The sequence below is a fragment of the Aeromonas sp. ZOR0002 genome (assembly GCF_963866995.1).
In the GTDB taxonomy this organism is placed as follows: Bacteria; Pseudomonadota; Gammaproteobacteria; order Enterobacterales; family Aeromonadaceae; genus Aeromonas; species Aeromonas caviae.
Genome location: NZ_CAWMFQ010000182.1, coordinates 8,561 through 10,033 on the forward strand (window position 1 = coordinate 8,561; position 1,473 = coordinate 10,033).

Here is a 1,473-nt window from a genome sequence, read left to right on the forward strand (position 1 = left end):
GGGAGCGAGCCCATCATCGGCCCCAACTACACCGCCGAGCGTATCACACTTAGCGTGCATCAGGATGGTAAAGAGGTCGCCAGGCTGACCCCGGAGCGGCGCCACTACAGCGTGCGCACCATGAACATGAACGAGCCCGGCATCGCGTGGGGAATGCTTGGCGATCTCTACGTGGTGCTTGGCGAGAAGATGGGACCCGGCGCCTATGCCATGCGGCTGCACTACAAGCCACTGGTGCGCTGGATCTGGTTCGGTGGCCTGTTGATGATGACGGGCGGTGCCCTGCGCCTGCTCGCCCGCCGGCCGCTGCTGGCTAGCCATCCTGCGCCAGCGACCGCCCCCTACCCTCGGCTTGAACAGGAGTCCTTATGAACACTCGTCTGCGCCTGTTCGTGCCGCTCGTGCTCACCCTGGGGCTCTGTACCCTGCTCTGGCTCGGCCTTGGCAACAACCCCTACAGCCAGGATGAGGCCGTCGCAGGGCGTACCCTGCCCGCGTGGCAGAGTGACGATCTGTTCGGCGGCGCCCCCATCCACACCGCGGCGCTCAAGGGGGAGCCCTTCGTGCTCAACGTCTGGGCCAGCTGGTGCCCCAACTGCCGCGCCGAGCATCCGCTGCTGGGTGAGCTGGCCAGCGCCGTGCCCCTCTATGGCCTCAGCTACCGGGACAAGGGGGATGCCGCCCGCGCCTGGCTCACCGAGGCGGGCAACCCCTATCGCGCCGTGCTGGCCGACCCCGACGGCCGACTCGCACTGGAGCTCGGCGTCTACGGCACGCCGGAAACCTATCTCTTCGCCGGCGACGGCACCCTGCTGACCCGCCATACCGGCCTGCTCACCCGGGAGATCTGGCAACGCCAGTTTGCCCCCCTGCTTGCAAAGGCCCGTAGCAACACCGCCAGCCAGCCCGAAGTGGAAAGAGAAGTGGAGAGAGAAGTAAAGAGACAAGTGCAGGAGAGCAAGCCATGAGCCGTCTCGGCCACGCCCTGATCGCGCCGCTCTTGCTGGCCTTGAGCCTCGGGGCCCTTGCCAGCGGGGTCGACACCTATGAGTTTCGCCACCCCGAGCGGCAGACCCGCGCTCAGGATCTGGCCCGCGCCCTGCGCTGCCCCCAGTGCCAGAACCAGAACCTGGTGGAGTCCAACTCCCCCATCGCCCGGGATCTGCGGCTTGAGGTCTACCGCTGGGTGGACGAGGGACAGTCTGATGAGCAGGTGATCGCCCGCATGACGGAGCGCTTCGGCGACTTCGTGCGCTACGATCCCCCCTTCAAGCGCAGCACGGCGCTGCTGTGGGGCGGCCCCGCCCTCTTGCTGTTGTTGGCGCTCAATCGCCTGCGCAGGAGCCTGCATCGCCGGCAACCGGCGCAGGTGCCGCTTGTCGGCGACAGAGCCGAGGGGGCGCTCGCCCACGACCCCAGGGCCGAGCTGAACCGGCTGATCATGGCCGAGCAGCAGGCGGGGCTTGCCCCCCA

General features: G+C 67.8%; 3 protein-coding genes. All 3 read left to right on the plus strand.

The window, feature by feature from the left end; genetic code table 11:
* Window positions 1-372 (plus strand): cytochrome c-type biogenesis CcmF C-terminal domain-containing protein (locus tag AACR77_RS11100; protein ID WP_042881464.1); only part of this gene is annotated, 372 nt, incomplete at its 5' end.
* Window positions 369-968: a DsbE family thiol:disulfide interchange protein gene (locus AACR77_RS11105; protein ID WP_042881465.1), complete on the plus strand. Its 600-nt coding sequence runs from the start codon at window positions 369-371 to the stop codon at window positions 966-968. The genes AACR77_RS11100 and AACR77_RS11105, both read left to right, overlap by 4 nt.
* Window positions 965-1,473 (plus strand): heme lyase NrfEFG subunit NrfF (gene nrfF, locus AACR77_RS11110; RefSeq protein WP_042881467.1); only part of this gene is annotated, 509 nt, incomplete at its 3' end. The genes AACR77_RS11105 and nrfF, both read left to right, overlap by 4 nt.